This is a genomic window from Haloarcula marina (assembly GCF_024218775.1).
GTDB classification, from domain to species: domain Archaea; phylum Halobacteriota; class Halobacteria; order Halobacteriales; family Haloarculaceae; genus Haloarcula; species Haloarcula marina.
In genome coordinates, this window is the sequence record NZ_CP100404.1 from 2,348,913 (window position 1) to 2,368,107 (window position 19,195).

Annotated in this window: 19 protein-coding genes and 1 tRNA gene; 11 read left to right on the forward strand and 9 right to left on the reverse strand. The window is 63.2% G+C overall.

Annotated elements, in window-relative coordinates; all coding sequences use genetic code 11:
- Positions 1–12 precede the first annotated feature (12 nt).
- A complete protein-coding gene (locus tag NJQ44_RS12330; protein ID WP_254271648.1) occupies positions 13–279 on the reverse strand; it encodes a DUF7410 domain-containing protein in 267 nt (88 codons plus the stop codon).
- Positions 276–1,652 carry a hypothetical protein gene (locus tag NJQ44_RS12335; protein WP_254271649.1) on the reverse strand — a complete coding sequence of 459 codons (1,377 nt, stop codon included), beginning with the start codon at positions 1,650–1,652 and terminating at the stop codon, positions 276–278. The genes NJQ44_RS12330 and NJQ44_RS12335 overlap by 4 nt, the downstream gene beginning before the upstream one ends.
- A 115-nt stretch (positions 1,653–1,767) precedes the next feature.
- Here NJQ44_RS12335 and NJQ44_RS12340 point away from each other — a divergent pair, with 115 nt between their 5' ends.
- The 5 genes from NJQ44_RS12340 to NJQ44_RS12360 all read left to right on the forward strand — a co-directional run bounded on the left by NJQ44_RS12340 (position 1,768) and on the right by NJQ44_RS12360 (position 7,466).
- Positions 1,768–2,631: a cytochrome c oxidase subunit 3 gene (locus NJQ44_RS12340; RefSeq protein ID WP_254271650.1), complete on the forward strand. Its 864-nt coding sequence runs from the start codon at positions 1,768–1,770 to the stop codon at positions 2,629–2,631.
- Positions 2,632–2,748: 117 nt separating this feature from the next.
- The gene (locus tag NJQ44_RS12345; RefSeq protein ID WP_254271651.1) at positions 2,749–5,562 is read left to right on the forward strand and encodes a DUF1508 domain-containing protein; all 2,814 of its coding nucleotides are present in this window, start codon (positions 2,749–2,751) and stop codon (positions 5,560–5,562) included.
- Between the two features lie 39 nt (positions 5,563–5,601).
- A complete protein-coding gene (locus NJQ44_RS12350) occupies positions 5,602–5,847 on the forward strand; it encodes a DUF7385 family protein (protein ID WP_254271652.1) in 246 nt (81 codons plus the stop codon).
- Positions 5,848–5,963: 116 nt separating this feature from the next.
- A complete protein-coding gene (locus tag NJQ44_RS12355) occupies positions 5,964–6,404 on the forward strand; it encodes a hypothetical protein (protein ID WP_254271653.1) in 441 nt (146 codons plus the stop codon).
- 21 nt (positions 6,405–6,425) lie between these two features.
- Positions 6,426–7,466, forward strand: coding sequence for an NAD(P)-dependent alcohol dehydrogenase (locus NJQ44_RS12360; protein WP_254271654.1), 1,041 nt, complete (start codon positions 6,426–6,428; stop codon positions 7,464–7,466).
- Between the two features lies 1 nt (position 7,467).
- Here the strand turns inward: NJQ44_RS12360 and NJQ44_RS12365 are convergent, their stop codons facing one another.
- A complete protein-coding gene (locus NJQ44_RS12365) occupies positions 7,468–7,764 on the reverse strand; it encodes a DUF7562 family protein (RefSeq protein ID WP_254271655.1) in 297 nt (98 codons plus the stop codon).
- Positions 7,765–7,954: 190 nt separating this feature from the next.
- Between NJQ44_RS12365 and NJQ44_RS12370 the strand changes: the two genes are divergently transcribed.
- A complete protein-coding gene (locus tag NJQ44_RS12370) occupies positions 7,955–8,851 on the forward strand; it encodes a DUF6544 family protein (protein WP_254271656.1) in 897 nt (298 codons plus the stop codon).
- 179 nt (positions 8,852–9,030) lie between these two features.
- Positions 9,031–10,368 carry a tyrosine-type recombinase/integrase gene (locus tag NJQ44_RS12375; RefSeq protein WP_254271657.1) on the forward strand — a complete coding sequence of 446 codons (1,338 nt, stop codon included), beginning with the start codon at positions 9,031–9,033 and terminating at the stop codon, positions 10,366–10,368.
- A 174-nt stretch (positions 10,369–10,542) separates the two neighbouring features.
- Here NJQ44_RS12375 and NJQ44_RS12380 read toward each other — a convergent pair whose 3' ends face one another.
- The gene (locus tag NJQ44_RS12380; protein ID WP_254271658.1) at positions 10,543–10,902 is read right to left on the reverse strand and encodes a hypothetical protein; all 360 of its coding nucleotides are present in this window, start codon (positions 10,900–10,902) and stop codon (positions 10,543–10,545) included.
- Between the two features lie 227 nt (positions 10,903–11,129).
- Between NJQ44_RS12380 and NJQ44_RS12385 the strand changes: the two genes are divergently transcribed.
- From NJQ44_RS12385 to NJQ44_RS12395, 3 genes are all read left to right on the forward strand, one after another.
- On the forward strand, positions 11,130–11,537 hold the full coding sequence (locus NJQ44_RS12385; RefSeq protein ID WP_254271659.1) for a hypothetical protein: 408 nt from the start codon (positions 11,130–11,132) through the stop codon (positions 11,535–11,537).
- Between the two features lie 117 nt (positions 11,538–11,654).
- Complete coding sequence (locus NJQ44_RS12390) at positions 11,655–12,155, forward strand: DUF7979 domain-containing protein (protein ID WP_254271660.1); 501 nt, start codon at positions 11,655–11,657, stop codon at positions 12,153–12,155.
- 331 nt (positions 12,156–12,486) lie between these two features.
- Positions 12,487–13,599 carry an outer membrane protein assembly factor BamB family protein gene (locus NJQ44_RS12395; protein ID WP_254271661.1) on the forward strand — a complete coding sequence of 371 codons (1,113 nt, stop codon included), beginning with the start codon at positions 12,487–12,489 and terminating at the stop codon, positions 13,597–13,599.
- Positions 13,600–13,750: 151 nt separating this feature from the next.
- On the opposite strand, the gene NJQ44_RS12400 is transcribed toward NJQ44_RS12395, so the two are convergent.
- From NJQ44_RS12400 to NJQ44_RS12415, 4 genes are all read right to left on the reverse strand, one after another.
- Positions 13,751–14,923: a transposase zinc-binding domain-containing protein gene (locus NJQ44_RS12400; protein WP_254271662.1), complete on the reverse strand. Its 1,173-nt coding sequence runs from the start codon at positions 14,921–14,923 to the stop codon at positions 13,751–13,753.
- 175 nt (positions 14,924–15,098) lie between these two features.
- Positions 15,099–15,914: a bifunctional DNA primase/polymerase gene (locus tag NJQ44_RS12405; RefSeq protein WP_254271663.1), complete on the reverse strand. Its 816-nt coding sequence runs from the start codon at positions 15,912–15,914 to the stop codon at positions 15,099–15,101.
- Between the two features lie 171 nt (positions 15,915–16,085).
- Positions 16,086–16,159 (reverse strand) — tRNA-Thr (locus NJQ44_RS12410).
- Between the two features lie 141 nt (positions 16,160–16,300).
- On the reverse strand, positions 16,301–17,284 hold the full coding sequence (locus NJQ44_RS12415) for a class I SAM-dependent methyltransferase (protein ID WP_254271664.1): 984 nt from the start codon (positions 17,282–17,284) through the stop codon (positions 16,301–16,303).
- Positions 17,285–17,359: 75 nt separating this feature from the next.
- Between NJQ44_RS12415 and dph5 the strand changes: the two genes are divergently transcribed.
- Positions 17,360–18,133 carry a diphthine synthase gene (gene dph5, locus NJQ44_RS12420; protein WP_254271665.1) on the forward strand — a complete coding sequence of 258 codons (774 nt, stop codon included), beginning with the start codon at positions 17,360–17,362 and terminating at the stop codon, positions 18,131–18,133.
- Between the two features lie 9 nt (positions 18,134–18,142).
- Here the strand turns inward: dph5 and artA are convergent, their stop codons facing one another.
- Positions 18,143–19,147, reverse strand: a complete 1,005-nt coding sequence (artA, locus tag NJQ44_RS12425) for an archaeosortase A (protein WP_254271666.1) — start codon at positions 19,145–19,147, stop codon at positions 18,143–18,145.
- Between the last annotated feature and the right edge of the window lie 48 nt (positions 19,148–19,195).

Consider the following 19,195-nt stretch of genomic DNA (forward strand, 5'->3'; position numbering starts at 1 on the left):
TAAGCGGCCAGTTCAGACGAGCGCGTACACCATCAGGAGGGCGAAGTACAACAGAACCAAGGCCCCGAGCGCCTGCAACCGGAAGGTCCCGAGCGCGTCCTCCTCGTCGTCGTGGGCCGCCCGGAACGCCGCGACTTCCTCGTCGTCGAGTTCCGCGGGGTGGTCGAGGCCGCGGTGGAGCGCCAGCCACTCCTCGCGGGCGAAGGGGCGGCCGCAGTGGGCGCACTCGTAGGTCGGTGCGTCGGCGGGCACGTCGTAGTCGTACTGGGACTGACTCATAGGTGGGGAAGCGGCACCTCCGGGCGGGAGACGACCCACAGGCTGGTCATCGTGTAGAACACCATCACGGCGACGAAGGAGTACTGCGAGCGAATCGCCTGCAGGCGAGAGGGAAAGAGGTCGAACGCGGCGGCGTGGGCCACCCAGATGGCGACGAGGTGGCCGACGATGACCGACGCCAGCGCGACGCCACCGAACCAGCCCGGGAGTTCGTAGATGGGGACCACGGCGGGGTCGGCGAGAGGGGCCGCAATCGCCGTCCCGAGCGCCGGGGCGAGCGCGAGGAAGTACCCGAGATAGTGCGCGAGGTGGTAGCCCGCGGCGATGGCCAACAGCGGCGGGGCGAACCGCTCGGCGAGGAGTTGCGGCGCGAGGTACGTCTCGGCGGTCCGCGTGCTCGTCCGGACCGCCAGTCGATAGACCCCCAGAAAGAGACCGAACCCGGCCAGGAGGGCGAGCGGGTAGAGGAGATGCGGCGGGAACCCGGCGGCGACGATTGGCGTCGTCAGGTCGCGCCACGCGGGCGTGGTCACGAGGCCGTCGTAGGTGGTGACCCACAACAGCGCGACGACGAAGGCGACTTCGTCGGCGCCGTCGACTAATCGAGGCGTCGAGAGGTCCATCCCCGGCAGTCTGAGACGGAGGCCCTCGTCGCCGTGGCCGACGGGGGCGACGCGGCCGTAGTACCGAAACACGCGCTCGACGGGGTCGGCCTCAGCGAACCACGTCTCGCGACCGAAGACGACGGCCCCGACGAGCGTCAGGGCGCTGTACCCCAGAATCGTCGTCGCGAGCAGTCGCGAATCGTCGGCCAGCGGGCTCACGACTTCGAGCCACACCAGGGCGAGGAGGCCGACGACGCTCGGCCACGCGCCGAGTCGTTCGGGATACGGACGGTCCAGCGACGGAAGCGCCATCGCGATGGTCGACAGGGGGTTGAGGACGCGCCAACTGTTGCCGAGGAGGTACGTCGTCATCGCCAGTCCGGCCCACCAACCGACCCACACGAGGAGGATAGCGAGGTTGGTCCGGGGTGTCGTCGGGCCGACGAAGCCGACGACGACCACCGCGGCGAACGCGACGAGGCCGACGGTCCGGCCGAGCAGTCGCGGGATTCTGGTTCCGCTGTCGACCAGCGGCCGCCCCCACGCGTGGACTCGTTCGACGAACGCGCGGTCGGTGACGAACGACGCGAGCAGGAACGACGCGCCGACGGCGGCCCCGCCGGTGGTCAGAAACAGCCACGTCGGAATCGTCAGCGACTCGCGGGCCCCGGCGGCGAGGCTCCCGCCGTGGGCGCTCGCCGTGCCGACGACGAGGAGCAGGGCGGCCGCCCCCGAGACGACGCCCGCGAGGCGTCGGTGTGCTGTCATCGGTTGCCGTAGGTGACTCCGGTCCGTGTACTTTCCGACATCTTCACGGGCACCCGCGTGAGCGCGCCGGACCGAATTGGATGGGCTTTTAGTAATCGCTTCGTAAGGAGTCGATATGAGCCAGATAGAAGAACACACCGAGGGCGGACACGGGGAGCACCACCTCCCGGCGACGGAGGACTGGCCTCGCGGATTCGGCGAGGCGAGTTGGTGGCCCTTCGTTACGGCAATCGGTGGTTCGGGCATCTACGTCGGGATGGCGCTGCTCGTCCTCTCCATGGGCGAGAACGCGCTCGTGAGTACGACCATCGGGGCCGGAGCGACCGTCGCCAGCGTCGGCCTGTTCCTCGTCGGCATCTACGGCTGGCTATACCACGCCTTCGTCTCGGACTTCTGGGAGCGCGGGACGAACCACCACTCCGAACGGACGCTGAAGTTCGCGATGCTCCTCTTCCTCGGTTCGGAAGTCGCGACGTTCGGCGCGGGGTTCATCTACTACTTCATGGTCCGGGGGACGGACGTGTGGCTCGATGCGGCGATTCCCGAAGTGTGGGGCTCGCTCGTCGTCGTCAACACCGTCATCCTGCTCATTAGCTCGGTGACGCTGCACTACAGTCACATCGCGCTCCTCAACGGCAACCGCTCGCGGTTCATGAAACTGCTCGGAACGACCCTCCTGCTGGGGGCCGTCTTCATCGCCGGGCAGGTGTACGAGTACTACGAGTTCATCGTCCACGAGCAGTTCACCATCACGGAGGGAATCTACGGCTCCGCGTTCTACGGCCTGACCGGCCTCCACGGCCTCCACGTCTCGATGGGGGCCGTCCTGCTGGCCATCGTCTTCGTCCGGGCCTACTACGGACAGTACTCGCCCGAGCGGCACACCTCCGTCTCGACGGCATCGATGTACTGGCACTTCGTCGACGTCGTCTGGGTGTTCCTCGTCGTCGTCCTCTACATGGGCGCGAACCTCGTCTGACCGGCGTCACCACCGCAATTCTCACAGCTGACAATCGGACCCGCGAGCGTCAAGTTCACCTATCCCTGCTAAACGGTCACAGGGGTTAATTCCGGTCGGGAGATTCGTCTCGGTCATATGGCCGTCGAAGCCGAGGCACACACCGGAGTCAGTGGACAACTGTTCAAACTCTACACCAAGTACGTCAGCGAACCCGAGTCGACGAAACACGTCTACGGGTACACGCTGCTCGTCATGGGGTACCTGCTGGCGATGAGCGGTATCGCGCTTTATCTGCTCGGACCCGCCGACGGGAGCACGGGCCTCGCGTACCTCGTGCAGAAAGTCGCCATCACCCCAGCGGCGGTGGGGCTTGCCGCGACGCTACTGGGCATCGTCTTGATGTTGCCCGTCCGCCGCCGCGGGACACTGCTGGCGCTCGTCGGCACCGGACTCTGTCTCATCGGTGTCGTGTGGTTCACCCTCGCGTACCCGCAGAACTGGTCACAGGGGACGCCGAGTTACAGCGGTCCAATTATCACTATCTATACTGTCGGGCTAGCGCTGGTTGCCGGGGTCGCCGTGATGGTGCCCGTCGTCACCGGCGAGCGCAGTTACTTCTCCGAGACTGCCGAGGGCACCGAGTACGACCACCCGGACATCATGATCGGTGAAACGGACCGCGGCGGCCTCTTCGCGGTGTTCAAGCGCGGTACGGAGTGGACGTGGCGCCTCATCGACCAGAGCGCGGTGGCCGCTGGCACGGAGTCGTTCCTCTCGCGTATCGAGGCCGAGGACCGCGTGGAGACGGTCAAAGAACAGGTGTCCGCCGCCGGATTGCTCGAAATCAAACACGCCGCCTTCCGCCTGTACGAGGCCAGCGCGGACACGTGGCAGTGGTACCTCATGTCCGAGGACGGGTCCGTGCTGGCCGAGGGCGGCGACGACTACGCCTCGCGTGACGGCGCCGAGGACTCCATCAACGCGATGAAAGACCACGGTGCAGACGCCGATACGTTCGTCCTCGACGAGGCCCGGTTCGACTGCTACCGGACCGAGGGCGAGTGGGGGTGGCGCCTCGTCGACGAGGACCGCTCCTCGGTCGCACTGGGACCTGAAACGTTTCGTGACCGGAGCGTCGCCATCGAGGACTTAGAGCGGTTCCAGCGGCTCTCGGCCGACGCGATGGACCTCGTCGTGGAGTCCTACGGGGTCGAACTCGTCGAGGACGGCGACGAGTGGACCTGGGAGCTACGGGACAGCGGCCACGGTCACGTCGCCCAGAGCGCCCGCACCTTCGAGTCCAAGGGGGTCGCGGAGAACACCGTCTACGACCTGCTGGACGACCTCACGGACGCGACCGTCATCGAGGCTGGCCAGCCGACTTTCGACGTGTTCGCGGGCCACACCGGGTGGGGATGGCGCCTCGTCGACGAGACGGGCGCGCCCGTCGCCGCCGGTGACAGCGACTTCGGCGACGCGTCGAGTGCGACGCAGGTGGCCCAGCAGGTGCGGGCCGACGCCGCCGACGCCGACGTGGTCCAGATAGAGGACCTGGAGTTCGAAACCTACCGGGACGGGAGCGTCTGGCGCTGGCGCCTCGTCTCTTCGGACCGCGAGGTTCGGGCCCGCAGTACGGGCACCTTCGAGAGCGAGCAGGCGGCCGCCGCGAGCGTCGAACGAGTTCGCGACGAGGCGCCCGACGCCGACTTACTGGAGTTCGACACCGCGGCCTTTCAGGTGTACGAGGCCGACCAGGGCGCCTGGCGGTGGCGTCTCATCGACGAGAACGGCAACGTCGTCTCCGACAGCGGACAGGGCGAGTACGACTCCAAAGACGGTGCCATGGGCGCGATGACGACGCTGAAAGAACACGCCCCGAACGCCGAACACCTGGAGATAGAGACTGCCGCCTTCGAACTGTTCCAGGACGACGACGGCTGGGGGTGGCGCCTCGTCGACGACATCGGCGATACTATCGCCGAGGGCGGCGACCGTCACGAGACGGAGGCCGGGGCCCACGACTCGATGGACAGCCTCATCGCCACCGTGAGCGAGGCCGACCAGCGGTCGATGGGGCGTGCCATCTTCCAAGTGTACGCCGACAGCGACGACGAGTGGTGGTGGCGCTTCGTCACCCCGACCGGGGACGTGCTTGCCGATGCCCCCGTGAGCTACGGGACCCGCCACGCCGTCGAGGACGCCGTCGAAGACGTTCAGAGGGCCGCCGACGCCGCCGACATCGAACGCATCGGTTCGCTGGCCGTCTCGCTCGACCCGACCGACTGGCACTGGGAACTGGTCGACGCCGACCGGGACCGGGTCGCCGTCGGTGCCCGCGAGCACACCGACCGGACCGCCACCGAGAGCGCCGTCGAGACCATCCAGCGAGAGGCCACCCAGACGACCGTCTACGAGATACGGACCGCCGCGTTCGACTGCTTCCTTCGGGACGACGGCGCGTGGGGATGGCGACTGGTCGACGCCGACCACGACGTGGTCGCCACCTCGCCGGACACCTACGAGCGATTGGAGGACGCCGAAGCGGCCGCCAGCCGCGTTCGGAATCTCGCCGGTGAGGCGGAACTCGTCGACTACGACGACGTGGCGTTCGAACTGTTTCAGGACGAGGACGGCTGGACGTGGCAGTTCATCGACGAGGACCAGCGCGTCATCGCCACCGGGGCCAGTCGACACGACGGCCAGGCCGCCGCTCGCGAGGAACTGGACGGCGTCAGAACCCACATTACCGACGCCAGTGTCATCGAGATAGACTCCGCCGCCTTCGAGTTCCACCAAGGAGAGGCTGGCTGGCACTGGCGACTGGTCGACGAGGGCGGCAACGAGATGGCCCGTAGCGTCGACACCTTCCCGACCCGCGCGGAGGCACAGGAAGAACTCACGCTCGTCAAAGAGCACGGGCCGGACGCCTGGATGTCCGTCGCGGAGTGACCCCCGCAGTTTCAAACCGGACTCGCCCGTCTGTTCGCTATGACCCGTCTCGACGTCGGTGACGGCTTCGACGTTCACGAGTACCGCCACGGCCTGAAACTCCTCAAGCAAGACCGAGAGACGATGGCGCTCGAGAACCGGAACGACTTCGCCTGTCCCGCCTGCGGCGACGCGTTCGAGCGACTGTTCGTCAGCGAGAAGCGAGAGAACACGTTCGGGAATCCCGGCGGGCCGTTCTGTCTGGTCCGTACCGACGACCAGGTGCTCGTGTTGACCCACGGATAAACCGTAGTGTGTTCGTGTTGCGTGGACCAAGACTTATTTCGACCCTCCTGCGACGAGCGTCTGCGAAAGCGACGCTTCCTCGTCGCAGTGACCGCCTTGCTCGCCCTCTCCGGCTTATGACCGCCACCGGCGACGCGACTGTCGACGCCGACGGCACTGTCTCCGCCTACGAAACCGAGTTGGAGATGAGCGGCACCGGCTTCGACGCCATCCAGTGCACTGCCGCGGGCGAGGGGGACGACTCCGTCGAGGCGTCCCTGACCGACGGCGTCACCGAGAATCGGATGGAGAACCTCACCTACGAGCAGACGTTCGACGGCGATACCGCCTCCGTTCAGATGCAGTTCGTCGGGTGGAATCCGGGACCGGACAGCGACGTGAACACGACCGTCGAGAACGAAACCGCCGTCTGGGAGAACGGGCCAACGAACCCCTCGAGGACCCCATCCGTGTCCAGAGCGAGACCCCGAGTTCGGCGTTCAGCCCCGGTTTCGGCGTTATCGCCGCCGTCCTCGCCCGGCGGTCGTAGACGAGTTCGCGCCAAGTCTTTTTGTTAGATTGTCACGTAGTGTCACGGGATGCGCGCAGCAAGACTTCACGAGTACACGGACGAGATGGCGCACGGACTCTCTCTCGACGAGGTAGACGAGCCACAGATTTCCAACAGTCAGGACGTTATCGTCGACGTCGAAGGCGCCGGCTGGTGTCAGACGGACAATCACATCATCGAGGGGATGTGGACCGAGTACGTCGACCAACCTCTCCCGATGACACTGGGCCACGAGAACGCCGGAACCGTGGTCGAGACGGGCGACGAGGTGACACTCGTCTCGGAAGGTGACCAAGTCATCTGCCACCCGGTCCAGACCTGCGGAACCTGTCGCCCCTGCCGACAGGGCGAGACGATGTACTGCGAGAATTCGGCGTTCAACGGGCTGACCACCGACGGCGGGTTCGCCGACCTGCTACACACGAGCGAGCGGTCGGTCATTCCCCTGCCCGACGGCGTCGACCCGGCCGACATCGCGCCCCACGCCGACGCCGGGATCACCGCCTACCACGCCGCGAAGAAGGCCGTCGACGGCCTCAATCCCGGCGACGCCGCCGTCATCGTGGGTATCGGCGGCCTCGGTCACATCGGCCTGCAGTGCATCGACGAGATGAGCGCCGCGGACATCGTCGCCGTCGACATCAAGCAGGAAGCCCTCGACTTGGCGACGGACCTCGGCGCGCACTACACAATCAACCCCGAGAGCCAAGACGTAGCGAGCGAGGTCATGGACATCACCGACGACGTGGGCGCGGCGCAGGTACTCGACTTCGTCGGGGCCGACCAAACCACGGCGCTCGCGCCCGACATCTGTGCCGCCGGTGGCGACCACCACATCATCGGCTACGGCGGCCACATTCACGAACCCGCCCAAGCGCTCGTCAACGGCGAGTTCGCCTATCAGGGCAACATCGTCGGCCGCTACACCGAACTGCAGGAACTCGTCGCACTGGTCGAACGCGACGCCGTCCAACTGCACACGACCCGGTACGAACTCGACGAAATCAACGACGTGGCAGTCCAACTCGAACACAACGAAATCGAGGGCCGCGCGGTCATCACGCCCTGAACTACTCCGAGGCCTCTCTCGCGTCCCGGCGCGCAAGCGAGCAGTACCGACGCAGGAACGTCTCGCGATTTGTCTCTCCGGCGTTCGCAGCGACTAGCGTCTCCTCCAATCCCCGCCGCGGGGTGTGACAACACTCGCGGTAGCAAGGCTTACAGAGGAACTCGAACGTTTTTTCGGCGCGGTTCCAGCGGTCACCCTGCTTGTCGTACTCGCGAGCGTCGTCTCGTGACACCGACGCGCCACACGCGATGCAGGTCACGTCGTCGTTGCCGCGGTGCCACGCGTTCCGTGAGGACACGCGTTATCGCCTCCCGACAGCAGGACAGCGGTGCGAATGTGGCATCGTTCAGACGGATAATCGTCGACGCACACCCTGTGTCTACTGCACCACTCCTGAGGGGGGTTTATACCGACACCCACTGTTCACTGACCGCGACACACCGCCGACCGGTATTTATCGTTCGAGCGACAACTGTCGTCCCGAGACGATGCCTCCGACCGACCACCGAGCGACCACGGACGACGACGCCGAAATCGTCTCTCAGAAGTCGATACGGCCGCTAATCGGCCTCACTGCCGGAGCGGTTCTCGGTCTTGCGCTGAACCGACGCCGGTGGCGGCGACAGACCGACCAGTCGGTGACGGCCCTGGAAAACGGCGCGAGCGAACAGTCCGAGACAGTCACGACTGCGGAGTTCGCCGACCTGCCGTCGCCCGTCAGGCGATACTTCGAGACCGTTCTCGAACCCGGCCTACCCCGCACCCGGACCGCGCGATTGGCCCAGACCGGCGAGTTCCGACTGGGAGACGCGGAGTCGGCGTGGCATCCGTTCACGGCGACACAGCACTACTCGGTCGACCCGCCCGGATTCGTCTGGGCGGCACAGATTCGCCTCGGGTCGCTTCTCCCGGTACAGGTACGGGACGCCTACGTGGACGGCGTCGGTAGCCTCAGCGCGCGGGCACTCTGGACGGTCACACTCGCGGATGCCGAGCGCACTCCCGAACTCGACGCGGCCGAACTGAGTCGCTACCTCGCGGAAGCCGTCTGGTTCCCGACGGCGCTCCTGCCAGCGAGCGGCGTCGAGTGGACGGGCATCGACGACACCAGTGCGCTGGCGACGCTCTCCCACCGCGGGACGACGGTGTCGATGACCGTTCACTTCGACGACGACGGACTGATTCGTCGCGTCGTCGCCGACCGACCGAGAGCGGTCGAAAACGGTTTCGAGACGACGCGCTGGACCGGTTACTTCGGTGACTACGACCGGCGAGGCAGGGTGCTCGTTCCGACCCGGGGCCGTGTCGAGTGGACGCTACCGGATGGGCCTCTGGAGTACTGGCGGGCGACTATTACCGACGTTGAACACCACCCCGTCGGCTGACCCGAACCGTCGGTTCGATGCGGACGGCAGCGGAAAACGTGGCTCTAGCCCATCGGAGCCGCTCGTTACTCGTTCGGATTCACCTACAGAAGACACTGGAACAACACGCCGTTCGTCAGAAAGAGCCGGTGGAGGGAGCTAGCCCCGGTGGCTAAATCCGGTGGAGGGCTACAGAGTGTATGGTGTCCGACAAACGTCAGTTGATCGACCGGCTCAGGGACCGTATCCAGACCTCGGAATCTCTCTCCGACGAAGACCGAGAGAGTCTTCTCGCCTTCAGCGATGCGCTTGATACGCTGGGACAGGCGGAGTACAGTGACGACCGCCACGAGAAGCTCCTCCGCCACTGTACCATCATCGCAGAGGAGGTTGGCGGCCTGTCCGACGCGCTCGAAGACAAAAGCGCTGCTGAGGAAATCGTACGCTGGATCAATCAGGAGTACGACAACCCCGAGACGAATCGCGACTACCGAGTTGCCCTTCGTATGTTCGGTACCCGCGTTCTGAAGCGTGACCCAGAGACGGACGGTCCGCCCGAGAGTATTCGATGGGTCCCGGCGAAGACACCGAAGAACTACAATCCCGTCCCGAACCACCGGGATATGCTCGATTGGAACGCGGACGTGATCCCGATGATTGACACGTCCCGAAACAGACGCAACAAAGCACTGTTCGCCGTCGCCTACGAAGGCGGATTCCGAGGCGGTGAACTCTACGACTTGACCCGTGGCGATGTCCACCAGGGCCAGGATGGCATTTGGATTCGCGCCAACGGCAAAACCGGCGAGCGGGATGTTCAACTCATCGGTGACGCGATTGCCCACCTCACCACCTGGCTTGAACAGGATCATCCCAGCGACGACCCAAGCGCTCCTCTGTGGTCGAAGCTCGACACTCCCGAACGTCCATCGTACCAGACGTTCATCAAGTGGTTCAAGCGCGCCGGGAAGCGGGCAGGCGTCTCGAAGCCGGTCACCCCTACTAACTTCCGGAAGTCGAATGCATACTGGCTCGCCAACCGTGGCGCGACCGAGGCCCTGATCGAGGATCGACAAGGCAGGACACGTGGAAGTGATGTCGCTAGCCGTTACGTCGCCCGGTTCGGCAAGGAAGATGCTGATACTCAATACCGGAGCCTGTTTGGTCAGGTTGAGGAGGAGAACGAACCCGAACAACTCGGCCCTCGCGAGTGCTCCCGATGCGGGAAGTTGACCCCCCGCGACCGGGATCAGTGCCAGCACTGCAGCCTCCCGTTTGACCCGCTTGATGCATACGAAGCTGGTTCCTACACGGGTGACGTTGACGTACTCGCCAAACACGTTGCACAACGGCTGTTCTGGCCCTCTGACGCCGAGGAGCCATATGACCCGGATATAGATCGTCTCGTCCGTAGTATCGTCATGGACTCCGAAGCTTTCGTCACACATGACCACGCTCGGGGAGCAGTCGAATCGGATATCGTACAGGGCTGGATCGCCGAATTGCAGGGGGGCACCGCCGAAAGCGACACGCTCTGAGCCAGTCGTGTCATCAGCAACCGCGGACTTGTCACTCACCGATGCGTTCATCTGAACAGCATCCGTACCACCGGTTGTCACTCCTTCCCAACCAACGTGACAACCGGGGTTCTCCTCGCCCCGGACGATCATCATTCCTGCTGAGTCACCTCAACAGGGAGCGGGTGTACCACGTCAATTCTCCCCTTCGTCAATGCCGATCTCCTCGGCTGTGGCCTGGTCCAACCGGTCAACGACTCCCAGTTCTTGAGGTGTAACACCCTCCGAACAGTGGGGACACTCAAATCGTGCGATCTCTCGTTGTCCTCGCACAAGCCTGTTCACCGACGTTTTGACGATACTGTGTACCTCAATTGTCTCACCGTCGATCTCATCGGGATGAAATCGTGCACTACAGTGAGGACACTCGTACTCTGGTTCTCGAAGGAGTTCCGCGACAATCTCTGCCGGTCGACGGTCCGTTGCCTCAGCGATCTGCTGGATGCGCTCCGCATCCTCCTCAAATACTCGCATCGGTTTCGTCGACCGAGCCATACCCACACTGTTACCGCGGTTACACATAAAATTAATCACAACGGTACTACAGGACCGAAAAATCGCCACATCGGAGAATTACAAAAGACCTCCGGCGCATAGTGCCTTCGGTTCTCTGCAACCTCATTAATATTCAACCATTCCGAATCGAAATATCTTCTCAGTGTGCGTGCGAACAGAGCGAGGGTACAGAAAACACTTACAATCCTATTGTCAAATCCAACATAATGGACCATTCTCGTCGAGAGGCTATCTACGGTCTGTCAAGTGCGATGCTCGCCCTCGCAGGGTGTTCTGTTCCCGGAGCAAAATCAGCTTCACCAACCGAGACAACCGAACAGGAAACAGCGGTAGATGTGAGAGTTATCAATAACACCTCGACAGAACAATCAATCAGTATCACGGTGTCAGCAGACTCTTCAGTGATTGTACAAGAGACAGTGACAGTCCAGTCTGGCGAAGCCACGGTAGTTGAAGCGGGTATCCGCCAACAGGGGACATACGAACTGAGCGTTGAGGGCAACGGTATGAGTGATACCGGGTCGGTGACACTCGGAGAATATCATATCGAATACGGTCGAAACTTTCGTGTCGAAGTCCGCCCTGATAGTATTTCTATCGGCGTATATCAGTAAGACGGCTATTGTTTCGTCTCTATTGATCGATATGGGTCACTGATTACAGACCAGAGCGAGCGAATGAACTGTTAGAACGTCACTGCATACTCCGCACAAGAGATTTGTCATAGAAACATGGAGTACTACACGATGTTCAACATCTATGAGGTGCCTTGGGTCCTGATGGTGCTTTTTGGACTGCTCCTCATTCTGCAGGGTGGGTTCTTAATGCATGAGGCACGAGGTGAGTATTCACATAGAATTGCTGGGACTGTCGGTCCTGATACGATTGCCGAGCGCAGCCAAGTTAGAGTCTTGAATTACTCTGAACTCTCAGAATCGGGCAAGAGAGTTTTCCGTCAGTCATTGGAAGTATATATAAGCACTTCTGACAATTCTCTACCGACAGTTGTACTTGATGAGAACCCGCCACCCGAGTTTTCCTACCCAGCTGATGACAGTATGAGCTATTTTATCAACTATAATGGAACGTACTATAATTTCATAACGTGGGATAGCTCAGGAAGCGGCCTCGTCGGATTTTTCATCGTCTCTCTCGGTGTGGTTATTTCCTTCTGGGGGATTCATCACTTCGTGTCCCGAACGCGAATTTCCGAAACAATCCGTTCCAGATAGCCTGTTATCCCCACTTCATCAACTCTAATGTACCCTTCAGATAAGTGCTACCTACACACACTGTATCGACCGCTCAGTAGGTGTGCGAATGTGTGGTCAGGGCGTAGACGGGTAGTATGTTGCGGCTATTCACGGACTTGTAGCGACATCTCGTGGTATGAACCGACGGACATACTTGACGGCGGCAGGGACTGTCGCCCTCAGTGGATGTCACGGGAGGTTCACCGGGAACCCCCGCCAAAGTCCTGGGGAAGTTACCTGCACCGCTGACCTCCCACCGAGCTCGTCAAGCGGGCCCGGTAACGGCTCGTGGCCGACCGAACTCCACGATATGCAGAATACCGGCCAGACGGATGCCGCGGGACCGTCTGGGTGTGTCGAGACGCGGTGGACTTGGACCCAAGAACGGCGGCTATTTGGGACACCGGTTATTGACAAGGGTTCCGCTTACGTACCCCATTCGGTGATTGATGACGTTTCGTTCGTTGTTCTCGCTGCCGAAACGGGCGATGAACAGTGGCACTACGATGGGTTTCCATTGACGCCCAGACGGACACCGACGCTCGTCGACGACACACTCTATCTCGTGAGTTACTCAGCCATCGATGCAGTCGATGTGCACGCACAGACATCCCGCTGGCACATTCCATTTCATCTCGAAGGGGAGCTGTCTCACATCGAGGGGTTACAGCCGCCACGCGTCGCGAATGGCGTCGTATACCTCGCGGCTGACCCCGGGGCGGTCCTCGCATTAGATGCAGACACCGGCGCGCTTCGGTGGATCCACGATATCGAGGGACTCCCCCCGACCGTTCGCATCGAGGGCGATAGCGATGAACACGCGGCGGTACGCCGCCAAGGAAAACCTTTCGCGCCGGTAGCGGTGACGGACCAGCGTGTCTACGTCTCCAGTTGGGATCTCTCGCTGTACGCGCTCACCGCCGAGACCGGCGAGCGTGAGTGGGCGTTCTCCCCCGGGATGGATCACTTGGATATGCTGCACGCGCCCACGGTTGTCGACGGTGCCGTCTACACCCAGACGGAGGATGCTGTCCTGTACGTCCTTGATACCGAGACAGGCGACCTGTTGTGGACGTACGACGAGTACGGCGAATCCTCCGATGGCGTCTCACCAGTCGTCGATGAGGAGTCGGTGTACATCATCGCCGGGACCTCGACCGAGAACCTGTTCTTGGTAGCACTGAACCAAGCGGATGGCACCGTCCAGTGGGAACGCCCCGTCGGACCGCCATTCCAAGACCCCGTCGCAGACGAAAACACGATTTATCTCGACCAGGGGCGGAATGTAGATGCGATCGAGAAAGCGACGGGAGAACTGAAGTGGGAGCTTCGAATGAAAAGCGCGCTCGCTGCACCCGCGACAATCGTGGATTCGGCCATCTTCGTGGCGGATACGGCGGGATCCGTCTATGGTGTCTGGTAAGTCTTCTTGCGCTCTCCAGGCCCCCATCGAGCGGGAAGTCCCTTCTCCGTACTGACCGATCTGGGCTCGATGATTTCAGAGACAAGCGACTAAATGAGCCGTGAGAACGGGCCTGCGAATCTCGCAAGTGATTAGTCAAATGAAAGTACCGTCACAGTAATTCCTTTAGCGCGTCTCTTGCCTCCTCCTCTGTCCGTGCCTTCCGCAGTCCTGGTGGCGGTACTCGCTCGCCTATCGCCCACTCGAACGCCGCCACCAGTCGCCGCTCTTTCTCCCGCCCGATTTGGTCACACCACCGGGGGTCAGAGAGCGCACCACCAGCGTCCCAGATCGGCGACCACGACCGCGACCCGCAGCACTCGCACTCGTCGGACTCTTCCTCGTTCTCGCTGCTCTTAGCGTCGGCCCCAACCACCTCACGGACCACCCGATCTATCACGCCGTATGCACCGTCAGAAAGCGCCTCCTCCGGCTGGAAGTTCGTCGTAGCTAATTCCCCGAACCAGCGGACGCAATCCCGAGTCGTGTCCGTCTCGAATGTCGCGTGGCTCATCAGGTAGCGCACACCGCCTACGAGGTCGTTGTACGCCTCGCGGTCCCGCAGGCCCTCGTACGGCGTGAACGATCGCACACGCCGCGCTACCCACCCATCCTGGGCGTCCGGGTCGTCCGCCTCGAACTCCCGGCACAGCCCGATGATGTGGTAGTGTGGTGACCAATACGTCAGATCCCGCCACGACTCCGGGCGAACATCGAGCAGCCACCGCCAGATTCCCATGTCCGGGTCCGCCGCCTGGTACTGCTCCTGCACATCATTCTTGACCCGGAACCCGTGGAACACCGCCACACCGCCACGTACGCCCTTCTTCTCCGCCAGCCGGTACGCATCCCGGTAGCCGTCGTACACCTGCTGAAGCGTACGTATCTTGCCTTCTGGTGGGGACATCACTGCGTGAATCGTCCGCCGGTCTATGCCCGGCTGTTCGGTGTGTCGAGCGGCCGAAATCCGCTTCGTGATACCGACCGCACGCTCCTTCGTCCACTCGCCTCGGCAGTCCGGACAGCTGCGCCGACCACAGCGGTTCGGTGCGTACGCGATCTCCGCGCAGTTGTCGCAGAACTCTGCTGGTTTCCACACTCCGCAGTTCGGCCCCTTCTCACCCTGTCCCGGCAGCGTCATCGAGGATTCCGCGTACACCGAATACTCGATTTCCTCTTGCCACCGCCCCGGCTGCTGAACGATCTCCGCGACCTCGTTGCTCTCGTCCTCGTCGTCCAGGTGCGTCCAGTCCTGCACCAGTCCGCCCCACTCCAGCGTACTCATGCAGACTCCCCCTGAATCGGAATAGAGCGCCCGTACGCGGTGGTTTCATGGGTACTCACCATTGCAGCCGCATAGTGCAGGGTCCGGTACGCCCCGCCCCGCACCGCTTGGCTCGCGCTCGCGCCGCTCGCACTCGCCAGACCGCCGTGAAGAGGGGCGGGAGGCAGATGGAACATCACCGCGACCTCCCCGCGCTCTCCGCGACCGCACGGACCTGACGGGCCGTCTCCTGTCGGTTGTAGTTCCGCCAGCGATTGTGCCGGTCGATGACGGCGACGACCTGGCTTGTCGAGAGATCGACCGCCCCCAGTAGGAACCCCGCCAGCCAGACCCGGCGGTAGTGACCGGCGGTTCGATCCCGTAGAACCTCCCAGACCTCGGCACGCCGGTCGTCGTGATGGATCAGGTCGTCCAGGTCACCGGGCAGCCTTGACGCGCCTGGGGAGCCTCCTGTGGCGTCTGCGGTCGCCCCATTCGACGAGCAGTCTGCTTCGACCGAGGCGTTCGCCGCTTCGATCAGTGACTCCAGCAGGTCTGTCTCAACCGACGCAACACGCTGGCTGTCGAGAACTCGGTACCGTGTTCCCGACGGATGGCGTGACGGCGGGACGACAACGAACCATCCATCAGATCGAACTGACCCGAGGTCGCTCGAAAGCTGAGTGTTCCTGTCGAACCCCGGACAGCGATAGAATTGGTGTTCGCCGCCACTGCCGGTCCGCACGGTGAACGTGGACGGCAAGAGAGTGTCGGCGATCCCTGCCAGTCGGGCGCTGTCCACGTCGACGGCCACCAGATCGTCGTCCAGCACCCGCCCGATGTTGCCGCCCGATTCGACCCACGCCGAAAGTCGCCAGTCGTCAGCATGGTACCGTTCGCCGTGGACAGTCCCGCCACGCGGCCGCTTCCCCGGCTTCCCAACATCAGCGTCTGGACCGTGGACAGCGATAAACAACCGGGCAGCACCCGATCGAAGGGGGTCGGGGATCACCGCAATCCACCCCGCAGGCTTGAACAGCCAGCCTCACCCCGCAAAATGAGGGAAACTGACAGCTGACCAAACAGGTCAGTGTCAACTGCGGGATCAGTAGACGCCCCGTATAAATATGAACCAGAGGCGTCGGCCGGTAATCGAACTACCGGATTTAGCCAAGAAGATGTAAGCCGGTGGAGGGATTTGAACCCTCGGCCTAATCCTTACGAAGGATTCGCTCTGCCAGTCTGAGCTACACCGGCGCGGACACACACGACCAGACGCGCGTGACGACAACTCATCTGCGTGTGCCTGTCTGCAATCCAATCTTGTGCCGATAACCGCAATAAGGATTGCGAATCGGGACCGTTGAGGGACGGTATGGCACGGTCGGAACGCACCCGTTACCGCCGCGTGAGGCGCGCGTCGAGGACGACGTTCTGTTCGCCCGGCGCGTACGACCGAACCGCTCGACGCGTCTCGACGCTGACTTGGTACTCGGGTTCCGCGGCGTTCCGTATCGCATGCTCGCCCGGTCCGTAGGGATTCTCGTCGGATTGGATGTCGTAGTAGTGGACGACGCAGTCGTCGCCCGCCAGTCGGACCGCCGTATCGAGGAACTCGTCGGCGCTGTGGGGGAGGTTCATCACGATTCGGTCTGCCCATCCCTCGTACTCTACGGCCACATCACGCACGTCGCCGCAGATGGCGGTCACCCGGTCTGAGACGCCGTTTCGTTCGGCGTTCCGGCGCAGGTACTCGATGGCTCGCTCGTTGATGTCCGTGCCGACGCACGTCGCCCCCCGTTTCGCGAACGGGACGACGAAGGGGCCGACGCCCGCGAACATGTCGAAGGCGCGTTCATCGGTCTCGACTTGCTCGACGACACGGTGCCGTTCGGTCGCGAGGCGCGGCGAGAAGTACACCTCGGCGAGGTCCAGTTCGAACGCACACCCGTACTCGCGGTGGACCACCGCGGTCGTCTCCCCGGCGAGAACGTCCCAGTCACGGACGCGCTGCTCGCCTTTGATTTTCGACGCGCGGTTCAAGACACCGTCGACCGGGAGGTCCGACTCCACGATGGCGTCGGCGATTGCCCGCGCCCGTTCTGGGTCGTCCTCGTCGATGATGACCAGGGTCCCGATACGTTCGTAACTCGGGTCGAATCCCAAGATGTCTGCGGGCATCGTCTGGCCCGTCCGCACGGGCGCGTCGAACTCCACGACCACGAACTCCTCGGGGACCGCCGTGGGGTCCGTGACGGGGACGTACAGCGATCCGTCGGCGACTGTGATGTCGTAGCCGTCGTCGACGAGGTCCGCGTCGGCCAATCGCTGTCGGGTCGTCTCGCCGTCTTCGCGAGCGACGCGAACGCAGGGTACGCCCATATCCACACTCCCCCGCCGCGGGCGGTAAGCCTGACGCTTCGCGCCCTTTATCCCCGCCGACGCCCGACCGTGGGTATGCTCACTTTCGTCGGTCTCGGCCTCTACGACGAACAGTCGGTCACCGTCGCCGGGCGCGAGGCGATACGGAACGCCGACCGCGTGTTCGCCGAGTTCTACACCAGCCGTCTCGTGGGGACGGACCTCGAATCGCTGGAAGCGTACCACGACACGACCATCGAGGTCCGCGACCGCGCGGGCGTCGAACAGGACCCCGACCCGATTCTCGACGCCGCCGAGACGGAGAACGTCGTCTTCCTGACCGCTGGCGACACGATGGTCTCGACCACCCACACCGACCTGCGCCTCCGGGCCGCCGACCGCGGCATCGAGACGCACGTCATCCACGGGACGACCGCCCAGACCGCCGCCGCGTCGCTGACCGGCCTCCAGAACTACCGGTTCGGGAAGGCGACGACGCTCCCCTTCGAAAAGGCCCACGGCGGCGACGGCGTTCCCGACAGCGTCGTTCGGACCATCGAAGACAACCAGTCTCGCGACCTTCACACCCTCGTCTATCTCGACATCAAGGTCGACGACCCGCACTGGGACGACGGCGACGACACCTACATGACGGCGGACCACGCCGCAACGCTCCTCGCCGAGGAATTTCCGGACACGCTCGCCGTCGTCGTCGCGCGGGCTGGCGGTCCCGATACGGCCGTGGCCGCCGACACGCTCTCGGCGCTGGCCGACCGGTCGTTCGGATCACCGCTACATCTCCTGGTGATACCCGGTTCGCTACATCTGATAGAAGAGGAAGCGCTCACCGCGCTCGCTGACGCACCGTAGCCGCCTCGCTCAGTCGTCGCCAGCTACCGCCGACCCGTCCTCGCCTTCTGCGTCCGTATCGAACGCGCTCTGGAGGTCGTACTCCGTTCCGGTCACGAGGAACAGGAGGTCCTCCACGAGCACGGTTATCTCAGGTAGTTCGCGGACGAGCAACCACGTGATGACGACGAGTACCACGACCGACCCGGTCTGTGCGAGGATGCGGTCGGCGATGTAGTACGACACCATCCGCGGGTCGCTCAGTCCGAACAGGGACATGACGAGTCCCTCGAACCACTGCATCCGCTGTTGACCGAACGAGACGGCGATGAACACGTTCCGGAACAGGTTCAGCACGTAGATGACCGGAATCGTGACCGCCAGCGCGCGGAGCTTCCGCCGCCACGGCGCGGAGACGGCGAGGATACCGCCCGCGAAGATAGACATGCTACCCATCCCGGTACACGCGAGCAGGATGTTGTACGTAATCGGCCCCTCCTCGTGGTCGAACCAGAACGTGCTCTCGTAGGGGTACTCCTTCGTCGCGATTTCGATACCGTTGTGCGAGAATCCCTCGACGACGATCGGGTCCGCTCCGACCAGCGAGATGAGATACGCCGTCTGGTCGGTGACGAGTTCGACAATCCACTGTCGAAGCGGGTCGACGGCGATGAACGGGACGTACACGACGCCCATCAGTCCCACCGCTCGCGTGAGGACGAACAGTGAGTCCCGTCCGTTCCAGAGGAGATAGCCAGCGTACATCGACAGCGGTACCGCGGCGAGGCTTCCGACCCCCTCGATGAGACTCTTCTGTGTCAGCGCGAAGTGCGGAATCAGAACGAGCCAGAACGCCGCGAAGAGGACCCATCCGCCGACGGCGATGCGTCGCGCCCACGCCTCGTCGACTCGGTGGAGCATTGCACTCCCGAGAAACGCCGCGAGAACCAGCCACATGAGCGGTTCCGACCACACGAGCGGGTCGAACGTCGCCCCGCCGAGCGTGACGCTGGACTGGAGCACTGCCGAATCCATCTGTCCATACGTTTGCGAATCCGCGGTATATGCTTTGCCGTACGCGAA